Here is a 20,451-nt window from a genome sequence, read left to right on the forward strand (position 1 = left end):
GTTTCGTTTTTTAAGGTTTTACCACCGTCATATAACGTGGAGTTGTAGTGATCTTTAGACCCGTTTCATTATCTTCCATCTCAGCGACCACTTTATATTTCCCACTAGGTAGATCAGCAGATGGAGTCCATTTAATATAAGCAGTCTCTGTATTCGCTTCATTATAAGTATGAACCACATTTCCTTCAGGATCTTGGATTGTAATGGTCCAGTTCAATTTTTTCAAGCCAATCCCCAAAATATGACCTGGCTCCTGTTGCGTTATTGGTCTTTGCCATACATCCCACGCTGAAAGGAATAAATCCTGTTTTACATACGAGCGATCTCCGTATATTTCATAAGTGACATTACCTGCCCAGTCAAATGGCACAACGATTACACTTTTCGGTTCTGCATTTACTAGTAAGGACGATTGTGTTGCAGAAATAGGTTTATATATGCCATCGATATAAACCATCGATTTTGTTAAGCCGCTTCCCCCTGCATTATCCATCATATCCCAACTAATCATATACTTATTTTCTGGTGTTTTGTTGACTTGAATATTTTCTACTTTTGGTGCAACAGAATCAATATTGATCGGGAACTTAATCGTTTGTGGTCGTGCTCCTTCATAATCTAATGTGCTCTCGATAATATATTGATACTTTCCATCCGGAACGTATTTTCCATCCTCTGATTTCAAATCCCATCCATATCCACCATTAAAGAACTCGCTTCTGTCCATTACATTTTTTCTAAACTTCCATGGTTTTCCTGTTATTTCACTAAAATCTCCAAGGTCACGAACTCGATTACCTGATGCATCTTCAATGTACATGTGCACCTGTTTTACATTGCGCAAGGTGGTAAAGACCGAATAAACACCTTGATTCGCAGCATGTGGAGAGTTGGCCATTCTTTCTTCTGAGAATGTTTTGGTCACTTTATCATAACCAAGTGGTATAGCTGGTTTTCCAAGCCAGTTTTTCTGACCATAGTAAGGAAATAGAGCTGTTTCATGTAAAAATGCATTTTGCTCCCACATCGGTGCATCTAAGTTCTGAGGTTGATCCCAGTCACCATAAAAGCCCATATACGGAATGGTTAAAGACGGAACAGAAGTTTGATCCCCATTTTTCGGAACAAAGCGAACAAATCCTTCAACAAATATATTTTTCTTCAATCCATCTGGAAGTTTAATATCCACCACTAAATCTTGCAGATGACCTTTTTTCACAGTAAAAGTGGCAGGTGTTGAGTCGCTAAAATCTTTTCCGTTGATCTTCGCTGCTGCTCCTTCTATTCGCTTACTATTTAGCTTTAATACTTCCATCGTCCGTTCGTTTTTCCCATCTTTATCTATATCTAGTTCTTTCTGCTCCGTGTCATCTGTTAAAAGATCTAGATACACATCATAGGTAATCTCGTCTGGAGAAGATTTTCCAGCTAACGCCTCTAACTCCAGCATAAATTTTACTTTATTTTTCTTAATCTCTTTTAACTCCACAGCGGCTGCATTTTCTGGCTTAGCAAACTTATCTTTCACTAATACAGGCGTTTTTAGTGCATTGGCAATCTGCATCATCCCTGCACCTTGTTTACGTGGTGAATATGGAATTTTATCTGTTGCAGGGTCCAATATAATTTGAGCTGTGTTCATCAAAGCTGTTTTTACTTGATAGACAGTATTTGAATCTTTATTGACACCTTTTTCATAGAGCGACTGTAACACCAAAGCTCCTGCACCCGCTACATGTGGTGAAGCCATCGAAGTTCCGTTATATACATCATATTTGTTATCAATGACAGTAGAATAAATCTTACCGCCAGGTGCGGTGATTTCAGGCTTAAAATCAAGGGTATGCGGTGCTCCATAGGATGAGAATCCAGACATTGTCCCCTTGGTTTTATTATCTATATAGGTTCCCTGACCCACTCGAGCCGTAATCTGTTCACCATCTTTCAAACGTTGAATCAAGGCGTTTCCTTCAGTGATCCCAGTACTAACTCCTGGAACGGAGCCATAAGGAGAAAAAAGTAATCTGGCATAATCTCCTCGTGTCGCTAAAGGAACCATTATCACTCCTTTTGCTCCTCTTTGAAGAGCAGGAGATTGTACGGATTGCTCACTGCCCTCCCATTGTTGTTCAACCACCACGATTTTGCCTGTTACATCTTTTCCTTCGTAATCCTGAGTACGACCATATCCTACATAAACTAACTCAATCTCTTGATTTTCAGCAAACACATTTGCCAGTTGAACAAAACCTGGATGGCGTTGGTAAATAAGTGGTTTCCCATCTGAAAGAGTAAGTGTGTCCATATGGACTTGATCATTTTCATAAGAAGCTACTTGTAAAGCAAATGGACTTGCACCTGGTGTTCCGACTACTCCAATATCAGGATTTTGAGCATAGGCTGGATGATTATAGGAGACGGATCCACTTTTGGTACTGTAAAATGCGTTTCCAGCTGATGCTACTACTAATACCCCTTGCTCAGTTGCAGTACGAACCGCTTTTTGAATTGGATCTTCTTCAGTCACAAAATTAGCGTCAGCCCCTAAGCTTAAGTTGATGACATCCGCATCCATTTCAACCGCATGATTGATTCCGGCTATGATATCGTCTGCATATGCCCCAGTCCAATTATCGGAAAAGACTTTTTCCGCTAGGATCTGCACATCAGGAGCAATCCCTTTAACCCCGTCTATTTCATTGTTTCCATTGGCTCCAATCGTTCCTGCTACATGCATTCCATGTGAGGTAGCATGAGGAAGAACATCTTGGTCTTGGTCAGCCCAATCGTAACCTGTTGGTACTTTATCTGTATACCAGCGTTCATCTACTGCTGTTTCAGCTAATTTCTCGTTAATAGTGGCAGAGGTCCACTTGGCTTTCTCTTTTCCTTTGTCAGACAGGTTTAGATCTTGATGGCGATAGTCCACTCCGGTATCGACAACAGCAACCACCATCCCCTCACCATGGTAACCTAGCTCTTCCCATACTTTTTTCGCTTGAACGAGGGATTGGCTAGAGCTCATCGTTTGTTGATAAGTTTGTGCAATATGAACACGAGCCACTCCATCTAATTTTTCGATATCTTTGATATTTTCGAACTGTGTATCCATACTGAAGCCATTTATACCTGTCACAAAGTGATGTCGCTCTTTCACATTCAACTTTTTCGTTTTTTTCATTTCTCGAATCAAGGACTGTTGAGCATGTTTTAATTTTTTCTTTTCAGCTTCATTTCCTTTGCCACTGTGTACAGGTTCTCCTGTCATTTCCACAATCACTCGTACAGTATCGGTTGGAGCATATTGATCATATGGCTTGTGGGCTTGGTCTTCTGCCACTTTCTCTTGATCAATCTGTTGGTTCTCTAACAAAGATTGCAATGGTGCTTCATCTTTAGTTTCATCTGTCAAACTAGTCGCAAATTCTATGGGTACCCATTGTGACTCGGTTGAACTGTTATTAGTTTCCGCAAAAACTGTGAATGATGAAAGAAGTAATGATGTTACTGCTGCAGTAGTCATCACTTTAAATGCCTTGATTTTACTCTTGTTCATTAACGTCTCTCCTTTTTTATTTGTTTTAAGTTTTATATTTATTTCACTACTTTTATGAGATTAGAAATTTAATAAAATGACAATTTACTAACTATTCTTAGTAAAAAAATCGGGATCCACTGTGAAGTTCTTCTCTTCTTTGATAGCTGCTTGATAATCAGAATGATTGGGGTCGATCCCAGTGTCCAAGACAGCAAATTTCACGCCTTTGCCATCAAACCCGGCATCCCATAGTGCATGCTCCCCAATCTGCGGAACACTCTTGTCCAGCGTCACACTCTTGTCCAGCGTCACACCCTTGTCCGTGACGAGGGTGACCGTGTGCGTAGCGACGACCGGGCCGTTTTGCTGTGGCTGGGACGCCTAGGTGGCCGGCGTTTCGACGGTGATGTCATCATAAGCAAATGAATTACCAGTACTTGTTGAGTAAAGTACTGCAGTAGCCAAGCATGCGGTTATACATTAATAATTTTTTTCTCCACCTCTCCTCTTCCTAACTAAATAGTAGATTAATATATTTGTAAAAATGTGAAGGTTTCGTGCTGATGACTTAACTTCACTATTAATACGCTGATCTGTCTTTCAACATCAGGTTATTAAATTTTTTCAGCTAATCTAGTATCAACCAGTAATTTATTAAATATTCAGAAATATCACCCGGTTATCCCCTATCATCTCACATTTCTCCTTTTCTGAAAATTAAACATAGGATGTAACTCTAGCTGTTATTGGTTCTAAATCTGCATAAAACAAAAGTACTAAACCAAGAGTGATATAATATGACTCTATTAAAATCACGTATACATTACACCACTTTAAAGATAGTATTGATTACTAGGATAATGATGAATTTTATTTAGTTAATAATTAAATTAAATCTTCCCAAAAGAATAAGTGTAAGTGTAAGTTTTATCCGATTTCTTATTGTAGTGGCATATTCATTATTTCAAAGTAAAAAAATGTAACAAGTATTATCGAGAGTGGCAAATTTAAATATTGCTAGTCCTTAATTTTTCTTATAATTCCTTATTCAACTATAGGGCGCCATTCATAAATAAGAAGGCGTCTTTTTGTGTTTAGCCAGATTATGAAAGAGGATATTGTAATCAAAATAGAGGATCATTATGTGACGCAGTCACATAATGATCCTCTAAAGAAAGCGGTAATTGTGTATCTAATGTAAGCTGTTTTTTCGTTTTTTGAATTATCAATCAATAATAAACCACAAAAAAACAGCTCCCGATTGGAAACTGTTTTATCACAATAATGGTACAGCCGCCTTTGCCGTACATGAATATAAGAAAGTTTTAAACCACCACTCCTCAAAGTGGGTGTTCGCAGAAACATTCTTGCATGTCCTCCTTGTCCTATAGACAGAGGCTTGTCATTCCTGTTTCTATATAAAACTCCCTATTACAGCTTAAAGGTTAAAACTTTATTATCAATACGTACAACGCAGCTTGTTTAATTATAATAATTGATTAGGATTTAAAAATCAATGGGTTTATTTTACTTAATGGTCATCTTCTCATTGAATTGAAAGCTAAGTAATCTCATAAATTGTTAATACAAAGGTTTTGTTATTAAAAGTGGAATAGATTTACATGATAAATGTGCTCTTAAGCTTTTTGGGCAGGTTTAACAAGTGGGATGCAATCAGCTCTTTTTTATGTTTATTGGAAGGAAATCATACAAAAAAAGAAATGGAGTTTAAATGCAATAGTTGTATTTGTTTATCCGTACTTTATTGTCACTAATTAAATTCAAAATATCATTTTCCTAAGGAATTTATAATCAATGTAGTTCGTATAATCGATAAGTGAATACATAAAAAAGGTGGGAACAATTCTATGTTTAAACCAAACCCAGCGAATACTGCAATTGTTATTACTGACCCTCAAAATGACTTTTTGTCTCCAGGCGGAAGAGGATATCATTTGACAAAGGCTAACATTAAACAGAATAATACTTTAGCCAACTTGGAACTACTATTAAGCACTGCCCGTAGTAAAGGTTATCAGCTCTTTGTTTCTCCGCACTTTTTATATCCACATGACTATGATTGGCAGTTTACAGGGAACGAACAAGAGATGTTGATTAGTTTGCGTGTTTATCAGAAATTAAATCAATATAGTCCTCCAACTCCGGAAGCCGATTATGTTCCAACTTTAGCTCCGTATATCTGGGACAAAACAACCGTCATTGCAACACCGCACAAGGTGGCCAGTCCTCAGACAAATGATCTGGTCTATCAACTAAGGCAACGCAGAAAAGAACAAGTAATTTTGGCTGGGGTATTATCTAACGTATGTGTCGAATCCCATATGAGAGATTTAATCGAAAATGGCTTCAAGACAGCTGTTGTTTACGATGCAACTGCCACAATTAGTGAAAACGATTTTCATGCTGCTGTTACGAACTACCGAGCTTTCAGTAGTGCTACATGGACAACACATGAAGCCATATCAAATATGTAATGATACTCATAAATAGGCTACTAAAGAAGAGATTATTCTTTGATTAATTGTAATGTTACAGCCGTTAGGTGCTTTCATTAACGATATCCAATAAGTCCATTCTTATTAAATTAAGATTCAATTACAGTGTGTTTCATTAGATAGATTTCCACCATATCCATTGCTAGTTCCTGAAACTTTCCCATCGTCTTGTAGCACTTTTTCAAATATCTAACCAATCTTGATATAGACTATATCTTGGAAATCTTCTTATCGTAAACGCTCTTAATCTCTTGTTTCTAGGGATAATTTCTTTATAAAATTTGCCTTCCTCACGCGTTTTATTGATCGAAAATATGCTTGCTTGTATGGTATATTTGATCAAACTTTATTTTCCAATTATTGTCTTAGCGTGGGTTTTATGCAATATGTTGGTGGCACCCCATCGCCATCAACCTAACGAAATTAAAGACCCCAAAACGAAAAAAATGAGCTGAATTCTCATGGACAGTAGTGGAAAGATAAAATTATCGTTTTAGGGTACTTCAAAATATTAGCTTGATGGGCATGGGGTACCGTCAGGAAAACCGCATATTTACAACGTTAAGGAAATTCCAAATTAAAAAGCCCAACTTCTCTGCAAATTAAAATAGAAAAATGGGCTTTTCCGTTACTTCATTAAAGCGCCCTTTTCTTGAATAATCCTGTTAAGAAAAAATAAAAGCGAAAAACCCCTAATATCTGTGCGTTAAGCCGAAGATATCGGGGGTTTTTGTATTATCTAAATCCATGCGAAATAATGCAATCATATAGACAGGAGTAATGGCTTTTAAAGAAGTTTTTATTGAATTCCTATTGGAGACGGTAGTTAAGAAGTCCGTGCATTCTTTTTGGCGGTTTGAATGTAATCCTCTACTGCTTGTATAAACGCCCGTGCAGCAAATCCTAAGTATTTATCAGTCCGATAGATAAGACAAATATCCTGACCTGGTGTGGGTTTCGTTATTTTGATCGCTTGAATGTTTTTATCATGAAGATTTTCAAGTAACAGTCTAGGCAGAACAGTTACTCCAATTCCCTTTTCAACCATGGTAATCAATGATGATAAGGTCGTTGTTTCAATTTTGGGTTTAATTCGGAATCCTAATTGTTGACAATGATTATCAATTAATTTGCGGCACTGATGATCAGGAGGAAACATCACTATCTTCATCTCTTGCAAATCGTTAAATTGTATGAACCTTTTCTTTGCAAGTGACGTTTCTTTGGCAACCGCTAAAGAAAATTCTTCATAAAAAAGCGGTATTTGTACAATCCTTTCATCTGGGTTAGGGGATGTTGTCACACCAATATCAATCATTCCTTCAATGACTTGTTCGGAGACTTTAACGGTTTCGACTAATGATAAGGAAACATTCGGATAGGTACTGTGAAAATCTAGAAGCAATGAATTGAACATCAAGTCAGCGTCTCCGGGTAAGACCCCTATGGTGAGAGAACCGCCTTTTATTTGTTTCAGTTCCGAGATGCTTTCCTGAGCTTGTTTTAAATGTGAAAAAATATGCTTACTCTGTTCATATAGCAGTTTACCAGCTTCTGTTATTGTAATCCGTTTACCAATGCGATTAAAGAGAGGGACACCCAATTCACTTTCTAGTAACTTGATTTGCTGGCTCAGGTTAGGTTGAGAAACCATAATTTTCTCTGCTGCTCTTGAAAAATGAAGTTCCTCGCAGATAACCATGAAGTATTCCAACTGCCGCAATTCCATGTTTACTCCCCTTCCAAACATTTTCATAATTATAACTTATCATAATAATAGGAAACACTGCATTGATAAACTATTGGGGGCTAGATATACTTGCATTGTAATTAGTTGTTTGAATTTTTTTAAAATTCGAATGGAGGAATTTGTTATGTCAAATGCATTGTTAAGTACGGCTAAATCTGTTCGCCAAATGGTTATCCAACAGATTCAATCGATTTCAGAGGAGTTATTTGACGTTCAACCCGATCAATTCAACAATACGATTAGATGGAATGTCGGACATATTGCCTTTATTAATGAGTATTTTCTTTCATTAGCTTTACCGATTGAATTCAACCTTCCAGATAACTACGCACAATTGTTTAATACAGGAACCAAGCCATCTGATTGGAATGACATACCGCCGACTAAGGAACAACTTATTCAGAACTTATCAAGCCAGCTAGCTAGCTTTTCCGATATACCTTCGAGCGTATTCGATCAACAAATGCATCCGCCTATTGAACTAGGACCGCTGAAATTCGAAACGTTTGAAGAGGTATTCAACTTTGCGACCGTCCATGAAACGATGCACTTCGCAACCATTTCATGCCTTTTAAAAGTACTACAATACCAAAAAGTATAGGGAGGTATTCAATAAGCCATACTTTGAAACCCATGATAATACGTGCTTCTTCTTTAAAAATTAGGGCAACGGTAAACCGATCGTTTTCATTTCCAGCTGAGCGATGAGCTCCCGGATGTGGGATTATCAAATGTTCCATTTAACTAACGAAGGGCTGCGTTGCATCTCGTATGATCGACGTGGGCATGGCCGCTCGGATGATCCTGGACGAGGGTGCGACTATGACACCTTTGCCGATGATCTTAGTGCATTAATCGACACCTTGACCTTCGTGAAATTACGCTTGTGGGTCACTCGATGGGCTGTGGCGGGATTGTCCGATATCTAACACGCCACGGCAGTGATCTTATCAACCGGATCGTGTTTCTTGCCGGGAGCCTTCCCTTCCCGTTAAAGATGGAAGATAATCCGGGCTGAATAGACAGGAGCTTCATTGAATCGACCCGTGGGGCATTGAAAAAGGATTTTCCACAATGGTTGGCCGACAATGAACCCCCGTAATTCGGTGCTACATTGCCAAATTGCGGCGTTTCATCCAAGATTGGGGAATGGACGAGATGGGATATGCTTCACACTTCACTTATAGCCGTTCTCGATTGTTATAAAGCGGTCCTGGAGACCGATTTCCGAGATGAGATGCGCAAAATCGATGTTCCAACTCTGATCATTCACAGTGACAGCGACAAGTCTATGCCAATCGAAATATCAGGGGAAAAATCAGCACAGCTTGTACCGAATAATCAGTTTGTCGTGTATGAAAACGGTCCGCATAGGTTGTACATGACCCATGCGGACCGTCTCAAAAGGATCTGCTGGCATTCATAAAGGAGTAGCATCACATTGCCCAGTGGCTTCTCGCTCTTGCCGTTCTCGCTATCGGTAAAGGTTTTATTGCCGCTCCTTTAACGAATACCGTACTCGCAAAAATACGAAAGATCGATATTGGTTCCGTGTCGGGTATATTGATGACAGGTTTCCAAATTGCTTATGCAACCGGAATTAGTTTGATCGGCATCGTATGGTTGAACGGACTCAGTTACCTCGCAAATATGATCGGTGTCCGGCAAGCAAACGTTCAAATCTATTCGGATACTTTCAGGCTCTGTCTTTACTTGCTTGCCGCGTATACCAAATTTCTTTTTCCTCTTGCGCTTATTCTAATCAAAAACACCAGATCGAAAACGGCGCAATCGGTATCAGACAGTTAATTCTTACGAAAATTGAGGTGTTTATCTATGAATCAAAATCAACATGTGGAAAAAAGCATGAATGGTGACAAATTTATTCGATATGTTTTGTTAGCGAATGGCTTCTCTACAGGACTAGTTGGGTTAATTTTGATCTTTTTCTCACATTTTTTGGCAACCTTGACGGGTCTGGATCGTTCATCTATGCTAGTCGAAACGGGAATTTTCCTAGTAATTTTTGTAGCTTTTGTTTTTTGGACGGTAAGAATGCCGTTTATTCCTCCAATGTATGTGCTTATCTTTTCTGTGGTAGACTTTCTCTGGGTTATTGGGAGCATTTTTCTGATTGCGAAGGATGGAATCTGGTTTAAGATGACGTATTTTGGAATATGGGCTGTTGTTCTTATAGCACTCGTAGTTGGTGTGTTTGCCATATTTGAGTTTTATTATTGGTGGATAAACAAACCTCAGAAGAGATCTCACTAATGCCGTTATGCCGATACAATGTGGTTTGAAATCCTACGAATAAGCAAGAGTTCGTGAGAATAACGTTTACACTGAGGGAGAAAAAAAAGCAAATAACCTAGGATTTTATTTGTTTATTTTCTTTAACGTTGTAATTCAGCATTTTCCTGACTCTACCCCCATACCCATCAATCGAAGTAAAAATAATACCCTCAAAATGAAAAAACGCTATGCTTATCGTAAGAAGTTTACGAGAAAGGATGGCGTTTTTGATGAATCTTATCATTTCAAATGAACTGAATCTTTTCGTACAAGAGCTACATTATTTTTTATCTCCAGTAGGCCTACAAGACATCGCTAAACAAGTTGGCTTTGTACAACGATCTAGTAAGTATCAAGCAAACGAACTCATCGCCCTTTGCGTATGGCTCAGTCAGGAAATCGCTAGCACATCACTTACACAATTGTGCAGTCGGTTAGAAGCTTCCACTGGGGTACTGATGAGCCCAGAAGGACTGAATCAACGCTTTAATCCAGCAGCCGTCACATTTCTTCGAGAAGTCTTTACTTCTCTTCTCACACAAAAACTCTGTTCAAATCAATCGCTTTCTGCACACATGATTTCTACTTTCAATCGTATCCGTATTTTTGATGCAACAGTGTTTCAACTGCCTAATCATTTCTCCACTGACTATCAAGGTTCAGGTGGGAGTAGTAATACGGCAGGCGTGAAAATCCAACTGGAATATGATTTACTGAGTGGTCAATTTCTTAACGTGCAGCTTGGATCAGGAAAGAATAATGATAAAACATACGGTACCAACTGCCTTGAAACCGTAGAGGCGGGCGATTTATGTTTGCGTGATCTTGGTTACTTCGATTTAGGAGACTTACAAGCCATTCATGATAAAGAGGCTTACTATATCTCGCGGTTGAAGCTGAATACACGCATTTATATCAAGAACTCTGAGCCAGAATACTTCAAAAATGGCACGTTAATAAAACAAACAGAATACATCCAGCTTGATATGAAACAAATTATGTCTGGTCTAACCCCTGGTGAAACGATGGAAATCCCCGACGCATACATTGGCCAAAAACAGAAGCTTCCAGCACGTGTCATTATCCATCGTTTAACCAACGATCAAACGCAAACACGCCTGAAAAACCAAACGATACGTGAAACGAAGAAAGGCATTATCATGAAGGATAAAAGTAAACGTTTAATGAACATGAATGTATATATCACGAACACGTCGCTAGAAGAAATACCGACGAACTACGTGCATTCATTGTATTCACTTCGTTGGCAGATTGAGATTTTGTTTAAAACGTGGAAGTCATTCTTTGAAATTGATGAATGTAAAAATATTAAAAGAGTACGCCTATATATGGACAACTCATTGGCATTCTCCACTGTTCTTCTACGATGTTTCAAATGCGACAGCTTCTGCTTGAAAAGAAAAAGCAGGAGTTGAGTGAATACAAAGCGATTTAAATGATTAAAGATTACTTTCCGTTACTGTTTCAAGCGATAGCAGTTGGCACAGAAGAACTTTTGAAAATTCTTCATCGTCTTTATCAACTGCTCAAAAAGAACGGTCGTAAATGTCATCGGTATAAGAAGATGACCGTCTTTGATATTCTAGGGGTTGTGTATGAAACGACGGTGAAGTATAGACAAGCTGCCTAGCGAAAAAATCGCGTTTTAATTGGTATCTTTGGCATGCCTATTTTTCCATCACTCGCTAGTTTTGAAACAAAGATCATTTCGTATCTAGTAATTTACGTTGTTAGCTTGATGGGTATGTGGTGGCACCCCTAGTTCAACTACGAACTCTTTACTCGCTGCTGTTTTGCGGTTGCAAGTTGGCGTAGAAGATTTCCTTGTTCACCACCCGTGCGTTATCTTGGTCCTGTAAAGTGTAAACCATACGTCTTTCATCACCAGGGAATATAAATACGACCTCAGTAGCATGGAAGGGCTTCATGGTCTCCATGAGGTGCCACACCTTACTATAGATCTTGTAGAGCTCATCCTTTTCCGGGCTTGTGTATTGTTCGGTATCGATATCCACTTCCAACGAGTAATGGGTCAACTGGTCGTCGAAGCGTGGACTCAAGCTCCATATGGCCACTTCTTCCTGCTCTTGGAAAGTGTAGAGCTTGTCGAATTGATGTTCGAAAGCCCTATAGAGAATGTTTTTGATCTGTTCGAGGGTCTGTTCCTTCAGCTCCTTCTCACTCAGTAAATCCGTACTATTGCCGAATCGATCGTGTTGATATTCGTTCACGCCTTCCAAGATAAATACGTGGTCCATGTCCACTAAAAGATTAGGGCTTTCATCTTTCGGCAGCCGCTCGTCCTGGTAAATCATGTGTAGCTCATAAATCTTATGCTGCTGGCCATCCTCAAAGAAAGCTTTCGCCTTACGGATCGTTTCGTCCATATTAGTTAACGTGACCGGAACGTATTGGCTCGGCTTCTCTCGAATCGCCTTATCAAAGTAAAACGGTTCGTCCGCTTTCACCGCTTCCCAGTACAAGGAGATAAGGTCCTGTGGCTCGATGCCAAAATGCTTCTCCACCAGTTCCGGATAGTGATAGAAATAACGAGTATCCCGGTAATCCTCCCCTAACTTTCCCCAGTATGGCAGTCCACCTTCAGCGTGGGCACCGCTGTTACGCTCGGCAATAAAGGTGGTGGTGGGTTCGTCCTTCGGAGAAACGACAAGCATCCGGTAGCCGTCCTCGTTACGTTCTAGTCTGTCCGTCACGAGAAATTCGACCCCATGCAGATCCTCCATTTTGCCCAGGATTTTACGTTCGTACACATACCCGCTCTTCGAGAAGAAGTATAAATAAATAATGACGACTATCAAAACCATGATGCCAAATAAAAAAAACGAAATCCAAACCCAAGTATTCCTTTTCTTTTTGTGGGCATTCACTTTCCTATCAATCCTCTCACTCATGTATTTTACAATCTTAGTTGTCCGAATCGGCCCCCAAAATTCGCTTATACGATTTTTCGGTCAACCTCAGTTACACTTCGGATCAACATATAATCTCCTGGCTAAACTTTTGTAGATTGATTTACTAATACATCTGCTAATTTAGATAAACGTCTATCCATTATAAAGACTCATTATCATATTCAATCTAAATTCGTTTTATTTGTCATAAAATAAACCTACTTAAATTAAATTTCTCCATTTTATTACAAATTCCTTTAAAATGCCTAAGTATTATTATGAAGTCTTTATCTGACACAGTAATTCACTCATTTAGAACAGTTGTAAGTGACTACAGTTCACAGCACGGTCTAATTATCGCTAGAAAAGGATTTCAAGCAGGAGCTTATGAGGCAACTAAAAACACAAATATACATTTACTTGCTTGGCAAGAGCTTTTATCATTTTTTGAAAAACGTTGGTTACAAAGTGTGTGGTAATTGGTAGGACAAAGAGAATATGATTTTTCGGAAAAGCAATATGAGGTAACTCAAAGAGATGAATGGATTAATAAAGGTATAGGAGAATTGTTACAAGTAGGTCCAGACATTGTTCCTCCGACAAGAGAATAGGTCCCTTTAATGGTTAAACAGTATATAACAGTTTTTTTCAAAGTGACCATCAACACTGAAAATGAAAAATCGCCGCTCATCTTCCGTTAATGGGAGTGAGCGGCGACACGTAGACCGCAACTATGTTGGGGTTTACGGTGCTTTTAGTAATGGATTAGCTTTTTCCGTTTACTCAGCGTCGGTTGCGAAATATCCTTGCTGCACAGCTTGTTTCACCCAATCCACAAGCGGAGTGCCGGGAACGGCAATTCGCATTTCATCAATGACTTGTTCTGGCTTGGGCAGTGAATGAATATTTAATCCCGTCCATTTGTACGTGTCGGCTAGGCCTGCTGCTGTTTCCTTGCCCAATACTGGACCTATTGCTTCTTCGAACGCTTCCACTGGGAGAGAGAAAAACTGTATTTCTTGATCCAATGCAGCACTGAATTGCTCAGCCAGTTGATTTCCAGTCAGCGCCTCAGGACCTACAATATACAGTGTTTGCCCTGCTAGCTCTGGATGGTTCAGTGCATATACTCCGTAAGCAGCCATATCTTCCATGCTAATCCAGGCGATTGCGAGATCAGCTGGTACTGGGTAAGCTAGTGTCTGGTTACCTACAACACCGGGGATAAGGAAGTTTTCCATATATAGTGTAGGTTTAAGGATGATAAAAGGAATGCCACTTTGCTTCACATAGGCAATCAATTCTCTCTTAATCTCAAAGACAGCGACATCTGTAGCATCATCCGGAACGATACCACTGGTATTAATAACGAGAAGCTTAACATTTGCCTTTTTAGCGGCATCAACAGTATTGCGGATGAATTGTCGATTACGCTCTAGGTCATAGTTCACTGGCAACAGCAGGAACACTTTGCTGACTCCATTATGTGCTGAAGTAAGACTGTCTGCATCTGACAGATCGCCAACAAAAGCAGAAATGCCTTGCTCTTGAAGCTGAGCGGCCTTGTCCGAACTTCTTACGATCGTATGAACGGTGTGTCCTTCTTTCAAAAGCTTGCGGGCGACTGCACCTCCTTGCACACCGCCAGCTCCATAAACCAATACTTTATCTTTAGTTGCCATTGTCCAACATCCTTTCGTATACTAAAAGTAAATTTTTCATTATAGTAAAATAATATACGTTAACATTCAAATATATAAGTACGCACATTCATGATATATAGTATCCTTAAGGATACCTTGAAAAAGGAGTGAAAAAGAGTGGATAAACAAAACACACCATGGATACAATGTCCGGTTGAATTAACGGTCAATATGGTCGGAGGCAAGTATAAGCTGATCATTTTGCACAAGCTTGCGACTCATGGGATTAGGCGGTTCAATGAATTAAGAAGGGAATTTCCCAATATTACGCAGCGTACACTTACTCGCCAGCTGCGTGAGCTTGAAAGCGATGGGCTGATTAATCGACAAGTGTATCCTGAAATTCCACCCAAAGTAGAGTATTCATTATCAGAGACCGGGAAGAGCCTTTATCCTATATTTCTTCAAATAGAGAAATGGGGCCTCGAATATATGGAAAATAATCCAAAATAATGATAGGTAGTAACAAGTAGGTGCCGGCGGGCGTCTCGAACGGCTACCCATGCAATAGCACGATAGTATAAAAAAGATTGGATTAAGCCTGAACAACATACTTAACCAATCTTTTCTTATATAATTAAACCTTCCTTATTGCGGGTGGTGACAGCTTCACTAGTACTCCCCCATGCCCATCAAGCTAACAGGAGTGGAAAAAATTTATGTTGATTCTGGAGCACATCTTTTACCTCGTACATATCTTTGGGGTGAAAATGCCAAAGAAGACTTCTCATAATAAAAGCATATGTATTGCTCAACATAGAAATAGCGATACTTATTTTGAAGAATCGCAGGTAAACCGCAACTTATTCACTGTGGATTTCAAAGCAGAAATAACTAAAGGGCAAATTTTCTTCTTTTAGGTGCATTTCTGATTTTGCAATGTCCATCATTTTTGGCTGAATATCTTTTAAACACTCCTTATATTTCTCAAGTACTTTTTTATAAGAATTTACATCGTTATTTCTACATAATGAATATAAAATCGACCCGATCCTCAATCATTAAGTGCTCTCGGTGTATCAATTGGATCCATACAATATTAAACTCCCGTTCGTTTAAGTACAAACCTTCACAATCTTTTCTAAACATTAACATGAGTATATCCAATTTTCTTTAAAGTGGTTGTTCAACAATCTGGCCTTAAACATAAAGAAAGAGCGTAATTCTTGCTGCAGAATTGCGCCCTTCAATGGAAGAACATGGGTTTGTTTTTGTATTTTATTTTCTATTGCCGTTTTTGTTCCGTTACAACCTCCTATAATCACTAAGCTATCTTTCATAGACCCTCTCTTTTAATAGATGAGTGGTTATAGAAAAGAGCAAACCTTTTTAAGATCTGCTCTCTTACTTGTAATAAGTGAAAGTTAATTTTACGAATCACTTATGAGTGCATTATACTGTTTCAATGTGGAATACGGCACTCAGTTTCTACATCGAAAAAGTGGGCTTTGTTCATATCTAATGCTAATGTTAATTGTTGGCCTGGTTTCACTTCTGTATTAGCATCAACACGTGCAACAAAGTCTTGATCGCTAATTTGGGAATAAACCATGGTTTCAGCCCCCATCAACTCTGCCACATCTACCTTAACGGTTATTTTTGTATCTTTTGACATATCAATGAACACAGGGTCATTATGGAAATTTTCTGGACGAACTCCTAAAAGGATTTCTTTATTAGCATAGCCTTGATCAAGTAGTATTTTCATTTTTTTTTCTGGCACCGCAATACTTACTTTACCGATTTGAAAGGCTCTATCTTTTAGTATCCCCTTAAAGAAGTTCATCGCAGGAGAGCCGATGAAACTGCCAACAAATACGTTTTCAGGTTTTTCATACACTTCTTTTGGTACACCAACTTGTTGAATAATCCCATCTTTCATCACAACAAGACGAGTTGCCATTGTCATGGCTTCTGTTTGATCGTGTGTGACGTAAATGGTGGTCGTCTTTAATCGCTGATGTAATTTAGTGATTTCAGCACGCATTTGGACACGCAGTTTTGCATCCAAATTGGATAAAGGCTCATCCATCAAGAAAACTTTTGCATCTCGAACAATTGCACGTCCTAAAGCAACACGCTGGCGCTGACCGCCGGAAAGAGCTTTTGGTTTACGTTCCAAATATTGTTCCAGGCCGAGAATGTGCGCAGCATCTTTTACGCGGCGGTCAATTTCATCTTTTGAAAATTTGCGTAACTTTAGACCAAATGCCATATTATCATATACACTCATATGCGGGTATAAGGCATAGTTTTGGAATACCATCGCAATATCACGGTCTTTTGGCGCTAAATCGTTTACACGTTGACCATCGATATAGAAATCACCTTTCGATATCTCTTCAAGTCCAGCAATCATACGGAGAGTCGTTGATTTACCGCAGCCTGAAGGGCCAACGAATACAATAAATTCTTTATCTTGAATATGAAGATTAAAGTCTGTAACGGCTGTAACATTTTTATCATAAATTTTATATATGTTTTTCATTTGCAATTGAGCCATGTTTTAATCCTCCACTTGAACTTCTTATAACTATCAAAAGCAATTACTTTTTTAAGCTTATTACATACTTCATTTGAGTAAATTATTCGCTTCTTTTGCTGCGTCTTCAATAGCTTGATCTACAGTTTTTTGGTTATTTAAAGCTGCATCAATATTATCTTGAATCACTTTGTAAATACGCGTGCCATCAGCCCCTGAATAATTATTCCAAGGAACCATATCTTCAAGCTGTGTATACGTTACCTTAGCTAGTGGATTTTCTTTAAAGTAAGCACCTAACTCCTGTCCTTCAACAGCACTTTTACGTGTTGCCATATAGCCCATTTCCTTTGCAACAATTGTTGTACCTTCAGTCGATGTAGCGTATTTTATAAACTCCCATGCTCCTTTTTCTTTTTCAGGTGTAGACTTCATGACATAAAGGGTATTTCCTCCAGCAGGGATTTTACGTTGTTGATCTCCATCTGTTGGGAAAGGTGCTACTCCCAATTCAAAATTACTTGCATCCTCAATTTGATTTAATGCACCTGTAGAATATGCATACATTCCTAATTTTCCAGATGTAAAGGATTGTAGTGGTTGTGACCCTACCATTTTTGGCATCGATTTATCGTTATTCACTAGGTCCACCCAGTGTTGAAGTGCTTTTTTACCTGGCTCTGAATTAAAAGCAACCGACTTACCATCATCAGCTGCCATCTGACCTCCCATTGTTTCTACCATCGCTTGGAACATCCAGGCCCCAGATATTGTATAATCATAGAACATACCATATTGATCACCAGCTGTTAAAGTTTTGGCAGCTTCACGTACTTCTTCAAACGTTTTTGGAGGATTTTCTGGATCTAATCCTGCCTTTTTAAACATATCTTTATTGTAATAGAGAACAGGTGTACTTACTGCAAAAGGCATGGCATACTGTTTTCCATCTTTCCCCTTACCAAGTTCTAACATATTCGGGTAAAAATCAGATAAATCTGTTTGTTCTTTATCAATAAATGTTTGCGCCGGAACAATAGGCATATTATCATTAAAATAATTCGTAAAATTCAATCCACTCATCACAACATCAGGAAGCTTTTTAGTCACGAGTAAAGCTTGTAATTTTTCAACTAACCCTTCGTAATTCCCTGATTCGAAAACAGGTTTTACAACGTACTTAGTTTGGCTTTTATTAAAATTATCCGCAATCTTTTCAATAGATTTACCCTGATCTCCACCTAAAATATGCATAAATGTTAGTTCAATAGGTTTATTGCTTGATTGTGTGGAACTCTCTGATGGATTTGATGTGTTTGTGCAAGCTGCTAATATACTAAAAGTAAATACAATTACTATCAGGCTTAATAATGTCTTTTTCATATCATTTTCCCCTTTTCATTTTTTCATTTTTTTATTTATTACCCTTTAAGGCCAGAGTTGGTAAATCCTTCAACAAATTTCTTTTGTGAGAAGAAATATAGAATTAAAATCGGTAGAGTGGATAAAGTAGCGACTGCCATCGTTGGTACCATTTCAATCATTCCTTCACTTTGAAATCTTACAAGCGCTACTGGCAGTGTAAGTTTGTTTTCATCTGTTAAGACTAAAAGCGGCCAATAAAAGTCATTCCAGTGGCTTACAAACAAAATGATGCTAAGCGCTGTCAGCGCAGGAACAGAAGCCGGCAAGTAGATATGTCTTAAAATTCTAAGATGTCCACAACCATCAACCGCAGCTGCTTCTGCTAATTCTTTTGGTATGCCCATCATAAATTGTCTGAGTAAGAAAATCGCATAACCACTAGCCATATGCGGAATTATGACCCCCTTAAAGGTGTTAATCCAATCCATCATATTAATAGTTATAAAAGTAGGGATCATCAGTGCCTGTTGCGGAATAATCATCGTCGCTAAAACAAAGTAAAATAGTATATTGCGTCCTGGAAAATCGAATCTTGCAAACGCATATGCAGCTAAAAATGCTATGATAACTTGTGAAATAGTTTGTACAACTGCAATAAAAGTACTATTTAATGCCCAGGTCAAGACGGGCGCTTGTTCAAACACTTGTTTAAACCCGTCCAAATTAATAGATGAGGGGAAGAACCATAAACTTTCCTCGAATACTTGGTCAGGTGTCTTTACAGAAGTACTAATCATCCATAAAAACGGGAGAAGTGTAAATGCAACTACTACGATTAAAATAAGATGAATAAAGTATTTTTGAACTTGATTTGCCACTTTTCCATGCATAGTCTTCACCTCCCTTACTAATAATGTGTTTTCGATTCCATTAATCTTATTTGTACAATAGCCACAATTAAAACAATAATAAAGAAAATCATAGATAAGGCACTTGCTCTGCCAATATCAAAAAACTGAAAGGCTTCTTGATACACCTGATAAACGAGAACATTCGTTGAATTATTTGGTCCTCCCTGTGTCATAACACTTATAATGTCAAACACTTGAAAAGAATGAATAATACTAACGACTAAGACAAATAAATTTACTGGTGACAGCATTGGGATGGTGATGGAAGTTAATTTTCTCCACTTTCCTGCACCATCAATATCAGCAGCTTCATAAAGCTGCTTATCAATCCCTTTTAATCCTGCAACGTACAGGATAAAATTATATCCAACTGTTTTCCATACTCCTACGATAACTAAACTCCACATCGCCCATTTCGGATCATTTAACCAGTTAGGCCCTGAAATCCCTACTATAGCAAGAAGTTGGTTAATAATTCCGTTATTTCCATGTAATAAGTGAACCCAGATAATACTTGTAATAGCAGTAGATGTAACTACAGGAATAAATAAAAGGAAGCGATACAATTCAGAAATTTTCCCTAAGCTCTCTACTAATACAGCCAACAATAAAGCGATAATCATCGTTGCAGGTACAGTCACTATTGCATAAATAAACGTATTTTTCATTGATTTCCAAAATACTGGGTCGGAGAACAGACTTTTAAAGTTATCTAATCCAACAAATTGCATGTCAGAAATTAAATTCCATTGCATAAAACTTAATATAGAAGAAAAGATGAATGGAAATATAAAGAAAATGCTATAAAGAATCAATGCTGGTGCTAATAAAGCATATGCCCAAGCTGCTTTTTGTAATTTTTTGAACTGCTTCTTAGTTGGTACTGCTTTTGAATTTGTGTTTAACGTATCACTAGTAGTTTCCAAACTCAAAACAGTCCCCCCTCTCGACATAAAAT

16 protein-coding genes, 1 other RNA gene and 1 pseudogene are annotated in these 20,451 nt (G+C 38.4%); 9 read left to right on the forward strand and 9 right to left on the reverse strand.

The window, feature by feature from the left end; genetic code table 11:
• Positions 1 to 10: 10 nt before the first annotated feature.
• Both FSZ17_RS24005 and ssrS read right to left on the reverse strand, forming a co-directional pair.
• The gene (locus FSZ17_RS24005; protein ID WP_057776866.1) at positions 11 to 3,556 is read right to left on the reverse strand and encodes a S8 family serine peptidase; all 3,546 of its coding nucleotides are present in this window, start codon (positions 3,554 to 3,556) and stop codon (positions 11 to 13) included.
• A gap of 1,268 nt (positions 3,557 to 4,824) precedes the next feature.
• Positions 4,825 to 5,021: non-coding RNA, 6S RNA (ssrS, locus tag FSZ17_RS12635), on the reverse strand.
• A 385-nt stretch (positions 5,022 to 5,406) separates the two neighbouring features.
• On the opposite strand from ssrS, the gene FSZ17_RS12640 reads away from it, so the two are divergent.
• Positions 5,407 to 6,033: a cysteine hydrolase family protein gene (locus tag FSZ17_RS12640; protein ID WP_057776868.1), complete on the forward strand. Its 627-nt coding sequence runs from the start codon at positions 5,407 to 5,409 to the stop codon at positions 6,031 to 6,033.
• Between the two features lie 847 nt (positions 6,034 to 6,880).
• On the opposite strand, the gene FSZ17_RS12645 is transcribed toward FSZ17_RS12640, so the two are convergent.
• On the reverse strand, positions 6,881 to 7,783 hold the full coding sequence (locus tag FSZ17_RS12645; protein WP_057776869.1) for a LysR family transcriptional regulator: 903 nt from the start codon (positions 7,781 to 7,783) through the stop codon (positions 6,881 to 6,883).
• Between the two features lie 145 nt (positions 7,784 to 7,928).
• Here FSZ17_RS12645 and FSZ17_RS12650 point away from each other — a divergent pair, with 145 nt between their 5' ends.
• From FSZ17_RS12650 to FSZ17_RS12665, 5 genes and pseudogenes are all read left to right on the forward strand, one after another.
• Positions 7,929 to 8,405, forward strand: coding sequence for a DinB family protein (locus FSZ17_RS12650; RefSeq protein WP_057776870.1), 477 nt, complete (start codon positions 7,929 to 7,931; stop codon positions 8,403 to 8,405).
• 115 nt (positions 8,406 to 8,520) lie between these two features.
• Entirely contained in the window at positions 8,521 to 8,733 is a 213-nt protein-coding gene (locus tag FSZ17_RS24115; protein ID WP_185150618.1) for an alpha/beta fold hydrolase, read from the forward strand.
• A 185-nt stretch (positions 8,734 to 8,918) separates the two neighbouring features.
• Positions 8,919 to 9,230, forward strand: coding sequence for an alpha/beta fold hydrolase (locus FSZ17_RS23410; protein WP_156416302.1), 312 nt, complete (start codon positions 8,919 to 8,921; stop codon positions 9,228 to 9,230).
• A 410-nt stretch (positions 9,231 to 9,640) separates the two neighbouring features.
• A complete protein-coding gene (locus FSZ17_RS12660) occupies positions 9,641 to 10,078 on the forward strand; it encodes a hypothetical protein (protein WP_057776871.1) in 438 nt (145 codons plus the stop codon).
• A 251-nt stretch (positions 10,079 to 10,329) separates the two neighbouring features.
• Positions 10,330 to 11,750 (forward strand): annotated as a pseudogene (locus tag FSZ17_RS12665) (IS4 family transposase).
• 148 nt (positions 11,751 to 11,898) lie between these two features.
• On the opposite strand, the gene FSZ17_RS12670 reads toward FSZ17_RS12665, so the two are convergent.
• A complete protein-coding gene (locus FSZ17_RS12670; RefSeq protein WP_146846466.1) occupies positions 11,899 to 13,008 on the reverse strand; it encodes a hypothetical protein in 1,110 nt (369 codons plus the stop codon).
• A gap of 302 nt (positions 13,009 to 13,310) precedes the next feature.
• Here FSZ17_RS12670 and FSZ17_RS24120 point away from each other — a divergent pair, with 302 nt between their 5' ends.
• Positions 13,311 to 13,511, forward strand: a complete 201-nt coding sequence (locus FSZ17_RS24120) for a restriction endonuclease (RefSeq protein WP_407643408.1) — start codon at positions 13,311 to 13,313, stop codon at positions 13,509 to 13,511.
• A complete protein-coding gene (locus tag FSZ17_RS23930; RefSeq protein WP_267128881.1) occupies positions 13,512 to 13,643 on the forward strand; it encodes a hypothetical protein in 132 nt (43 codons plus the stop codon).
• Positions 13,644 to 13,811: 168 nt separating this feature from the next.
• Here FSZ17_RS23930 and FSZ17_RS12675 read toward each other — a convergent pair whose 3' ends face one another.
• Entirely contained in the window at positions 13,812 to 14,714 is a 903-nt protein-coding gene (locus FSZ17_RS12675) for an SDR family oxidoreductase (RefSeq protein ID WP_057776873.1), read from the reverse strand.
• A gap of 192 nt (positions 14,715 to 14,906) precedes the next feature.
• Between FSZ17_RS12675 and FSZ17_RS12680 the strand changes: the two genes are divergently transcribed.
• Positions 14,907 to 15,188 carry a winged helix-turn-helix transcriptional regulator gene (locus FSZ17_RS12680; RefSeq protein WP_082625459.1) on the forward strand — a complete coding sequence of 94 codons (282 nt, stop codon included), beginning with the start codon at positions 14,907 to 14,909 and terminating at the stop codon, positions 15,186 to 15,188.
• Between the two features lie 949 nt (positions 15,189 to 16,137).
• Here FSZ17_RS12680 and FSZ17_RS12685 read toward each other — a convergent pair.
• The 4 genes from FSZ17_RS12685 to FSZ17_RS12700 form a co-directional block, all read right to left on the reverse strand.
• Entirely contained in the window at positions 16,138 to 17,238 is a 1,101-nt protein-coding gene (locus FSZ17_RS12685; protein ID WP_057776877.1) for an ABC transporter ATP-binding protein, read from the reverse strand.
• A gap of 69 nt (positions 17,239 to 17,307) precedes the next feature.
• Positions 17,308 to 18,600 (reverse strand): ABC transporter substrate-binding protein, encoded by a 1,293-nt coding sequence (locus FSZ17_RS12690; RefSeq protein WP_057776878.1) that lies wholly within the window; start codon positions 18,598 to 18,600, stop codon positions 17,308 to 17,310.
• Between the two features lie 38 nt (positions 18,601 to 18,638).
• Complete coding sequence (locus tag FSZ17_RS12695; protein WP_057776879.1) at positions 18,639 to 19,472, reverse strand: carbohydrate ABC transporter permease; 834 nt, start codon at positions 19,470 to 19,472, stop codon at positions 18,639 to 18,641.
• A 17-nt stretch (positions 19,473 to 19,489) separates the two neighbouring features.
• The gene (locus FSZ17_RS12700) at positions 19,490 to 20,425 is read right to left on the reverse strand and encodes a carbohydrate ABC transporter permease (protein ID WP_228460188.1); all 936 of its coding nucleotides are present in this window, start codon (positions 20,423 to 20,425) and stop codon (positions 19,490 to 19,492) included.
• Positions 20,426 to 20,451 lie beyond the last annotated feature (26 nt).

Origin of the sequence: Cytobacillus dafuensis, assembly GCF_007995155.1 — a bacterium.
GTDB lineage: Bacteria > Bacillota > Bacilli > Bacillales > Cytobacillaceae > Cytobacillus > Cytobacillus dafuensis.

Bases quoted from the DNA above. Each gene is read 5' to 3' on its own strand.
- FSZ17_RS12685 (WP_057776877.1), bottom strand. From the start codon at position 17,238: ATGGCTCAATTGCAAATGAAAAACATATATAAAATTTATGATAAAAAT.
- FSZ17_RS24005 (WP_057776866.1), bottom strand. From the start codon at position 3,556: ATGAACAAGAGTAAAATCAAGGCATTTAAAGTGATGACTACTGCAGCA.
- FSZ17_RS12660 (WP_057776871.1), top strand. From the start codon at position 9,641: ATGAATCAAAATCAACATGTGGAAAAAAGCATGAATGGTGACAAATTT.
- FSZ17_RS12675 (WP_057776873.1), bottom strand. From the start codon at position 14,714: ATGGCAACTAAAGATAAAGTATTGGTTTATGGAGCTGGCGGTGTGCAA.
- FSZ17_RS12690 (WP_057776878.1), bottom strand. From the start codon at position 18,600: ATGAAAAAGACATTATTAAGCCTGATAGTAATTGTATTTACTTTTAGT.
- FSZ17_RS24120 (WP_407643408.1), top strand. From the start codon at position 13,311: ATGAAGTCTTTATCTGACACAGTAATTCACTCATTTAGAACAGTTGTA.
- FSZ17_RS12680 (WP_082625459.1), top strand. From the start codon at position 14,907: ATGGTCGGAGGCAAGTATAAGCTGATCATTTTGCACAAGCTTGCGACT.
- FSZ17_RS12645 (WP_057776869.1), bottom strand. From the start codon at position 7,783: ATGGAATTGCGGCAGTTGGAATACTTCATGGTTATCTGCGAGGAACTT.
- FSZ17_RS12650 (WP_057776870.1), top strand. From the start codon at position 7,929: ATGTCAAATGCATTGTTAAGTACGGCTAAATCTGTTCGCCAAATGGTT.
- FSZ17_RS24115 (WP_185150618.1), top strand. From the start codon at position 8,521: ATGTGGGATTATCAAATGTTCCATTTAACTAACGAAGGGCTGCGTTGC.
- FSZ17_RS12695 (WP_057776879.1), bottom strand. From the start codon at position 19,472: ATGCATGGAAAAGTGGCAAATCAAGTTCAAAAATACTTTATTCATCTT.
- FSZ17_RS12640 (WP_057776868.1), top strand. From the start codon at position 5,407: ATGTTTAAACCAAACCCAGCGAATACTGCAATTGTTATTACTGACCCT.